This is a genomic window from Bovifimicola ammoniilytica (assembly GCF_025567085.1).
GTDB lineage: Bacteria > Bacillota > Clostridia > Lachnospirales > Lachnospiraceae > Bovifimicola > Bovifimicola ammoniilytica.
Map to the genome: position 1 here is coordinate 1 of NZ_JAOQJN010000021.1, position 2,928 is coordinate 2,928.

General features: G+C 31.3%; 4 protein-coding genes. All 4 read right to left on the reverse strand.

From position 1 onward, the window contains the following. Positions 1–109: 109 nt before the first annotated feature. Entirely contained in the window at positions 110–571 is a 462-nt protein-coding gene (locus OCV48_RS13890; RefSeq protein WP_147592274.1) for a DUF2247 family protein, read from the reverse strand. Next, on the reverse strand, positions 571–972 hold the full coding sequence (locus OCV48_RS13895) for a hypothetical protein (protein ID WP_147592275.1): 402 nt from the start codon (positions 970–972) through the stop codon (positions 571–573). The genes OCV48_RS13890 and OCV48_RS13895 overlap by 1 nt, the downstream gene beginning before the upstream one ends. Positions 973–1,015: 43 nt before the next feature. Further along, on the reverse strand, positions 1,016–1,339 hold the full coding sequence (imm40, locus tag OCV48_RS13900) for an Imm40 family immunity protein (RefSeq protein WP_177748107.1): 324 nt from the start codon (positions 1,337–1,339) through the stop codon (positions 1,016–1,018). Between the two features lie 593 nt (positions 1,340–1,932). Next, positions 1,933–2,928 (reverse strand): Hint domain-containing protein (locus tag OCV48_RS13905; RefSeq protein ID WP_262559973.1); only part of this gene is annotated, 996 nt, incomplete at its 5' end.

The window sequence follows — 2,928 nt, forward strand, 5'->3', positions numbered from 1 at the left end:
ATGAATTGAAATGTAATCCGAAGCATCCAATCCCCCATTTTCTTTAAAAAACTCTGTATTTTCTATTGACTTTCCATAGCTGGTCTGGTATGCATTAGCATTATATTTGTTAACACCATATATTTCGATTTTGTTCTATGTATCTTTTTAATCTATCTTCTAATGGTAAACCGTCTTCGCATGGCATATATGGAACTAGATTGCTGATTTCTTCCGTATAATCAAACTCTTCATATACATCTTCTATAATATCAAAAATTTTATCTTTCGAATAGGTAAACGCATGATAAATAAAGGCAAATATCCATTTTGACTTTATATTATCTTCACTAGGACTTTCCTCACATGAAACTAATTTTTCTAAAATATCATCAACCTCTTCATCATCAGCAATTAGAAGTTGAATTATTATTTCCATATATGGGACATCATTTGAAAGAATTTCATTAGCATATGAAATTACATCTTTTATCGAAATATATTCTCTACATAATCCATACTTTAATTCAGACCATTTCCAATCAGAAATCAATGTATTCAATTCTTCAAATTTTGCATTATAAGATAACATTAATAACCTCCTTTTGGAACAACTTGGTTAGGAAAACCTGTATATGTACCACCATTAATAAATCTTTGATGTATAACTTGCCCTTTTGAATTTAAAATATATTCAAAAATACCTTGATTTCCATCCATCTTTCCTTTAGTTTGTAAAAGTATATATGAACTACCATCACCACCTGTAAAACTATATGTTTTACCACTAGCCAACTGCTCTTTTGACAAGAAACTTGCTGCTCTATGAGCAGGGTCATCCTTTAATGCACTCCTCACCCTTTCTGCATTCATTATCTCATCTGCGGCGTATGAACTCTTTAATTTTTCATATTGATCTACATTATGAGCTGAGTTTTTGCCACCCTCGCTATCACTGTTATTATCAGTAGCACACATACTAGGTACTAGCACTCTGCCAGCCACATATAATACGTATGCACTTCGTATAATTTACTTAAATAACAATGGTATATATAAACTCACCACAATTATTTTTTTCATAATCTTCTATATAACTCAAAGCTCTTAATTTGCTTTTTTGATAAAACTCTTCCGAACTATCTTTATTCATATACCAACTATCAAATGTCATTTTGATAGTTTCATTTTCTATCTTATAGACATCTCCTCCTAAAATACCTATTTTTCGTTTTGATAATTCTTCGAATATATCTTTTATATTATCCTTATCCCAAGCATATTCATTTATTCCAAGTGATAATAAGCTAATTCCTTTTTTTAATAATTCTTTTGAAATAACACTTGTAATTGTTTCCATAAGCATATCTTGCATAATCCAATTATCAAATATAAGATTATTAGAATACACATTTCCTTTCTTTTTATTTTTGATATATTAAAGAGTTCATCTACTCTTGTATAATAATATCTAAAGCACCGTGGATTTGTTTATATGAAGATACGTCACTGACTATTAAAAGTAGACTCAGACCATAACTTTTCGTCTATTACTGGTAATCAGTTAGTTAATGCCTGACGTTTTATTTTTCGAGAATACACTGTCGAATCTCCTGTTAGAAGACAACATTTCTAAATACTTTAGTTACACCATATACTGTGTCGGACTTGACGTTTCCAAGTACAAACACAACCATTCTATTCTTTATCAATCAAACTCTACTTTAATCAGCAATTTATTCATACTCAAACATTAAGACATACATTCAAAACAAAAGACTTTGATTATGAGGCTTCTTTTCTCCACAACTTGAGTATTATCAGTTAACTATATTTTATTTAAAAGCCTCAGTGATGAGGCTTTTTTAAGTTTACCATTTTAAGAGAATAATTTTTTAATATTGACTCCTAATAGTTATTTTTCTTATATATTTGAAATATTTTTATGATATATTAATTATTGGGTACAAATAAATGATGGTTACAAGTAACACCATCTGGCTCAATTATATACTGAAATACACCATCTTTTCCCATATAAGAACCTGCAATTTCTATTTTTATTCTTGTGATATTATCGCCACCTACAATAGTTGTTAATTTGCCAGCATTTCCGAAAGCGTTTACACTATCTGGAAATGAATGATAATCTCCCAAATCCATTTGACTTTTTACCTTATCTGTATATTCAATGTCTTCTAATGGATTTTCAGAGTTTATACCACTATTCGAACCATTTCCAACACCACCTAAATCTTTTTTATCAGTAGCACACATATTATGCACCAGCACTCCGCCAGCCACATAATATGTATGCACTTCATCTAATTCAAGGTTGTAGACTGTTATCTCTTCTGCAAGTTTTTCTACTTTTACTTCTGATACTTTTACTTTATTTCCATCTTCTGATAAAAGTTCATCGCCTGCTTTAAGATTCGAGGCTGCTTTCCACTCTCCTGTACCATCTTCATTCTTAACATAGAATGGATGGAACATTGTAGTTTCTATGTCTCTGCCATCATCTGTTATTATGTGTACCAGTATATCTGTCTTTGATACTGATACATTTTTAACTTCCTGTAACTCATTTTCACCGGTTTCAGTATTATATGATAAGACCTTATCTCCCGGTTTGATTTCATCAATTCGTCTGTTGCCTTCTTCTGTACTGACTAATGTGTCACCTGTAAAGCACTGGCTTTTAAGTGTAAATACAGATACTGCAAGTCGGACTGTTGCTACCGCAATCTCTTTTGGATCTTTACTCTTTATTGCTTCAATTAATCCATATGTATCCTGACCTATACCGACTAACTTTAGCATAAATGCTGCCGCTTCGCCAAATACTGCCGTTGCAACACAGGATATTAATGACTGTACCACAAGTCCTTTTACAATACATAATGCAACATCAAGAACAGTCGCTTCACCACAGAATACCATTCGTAT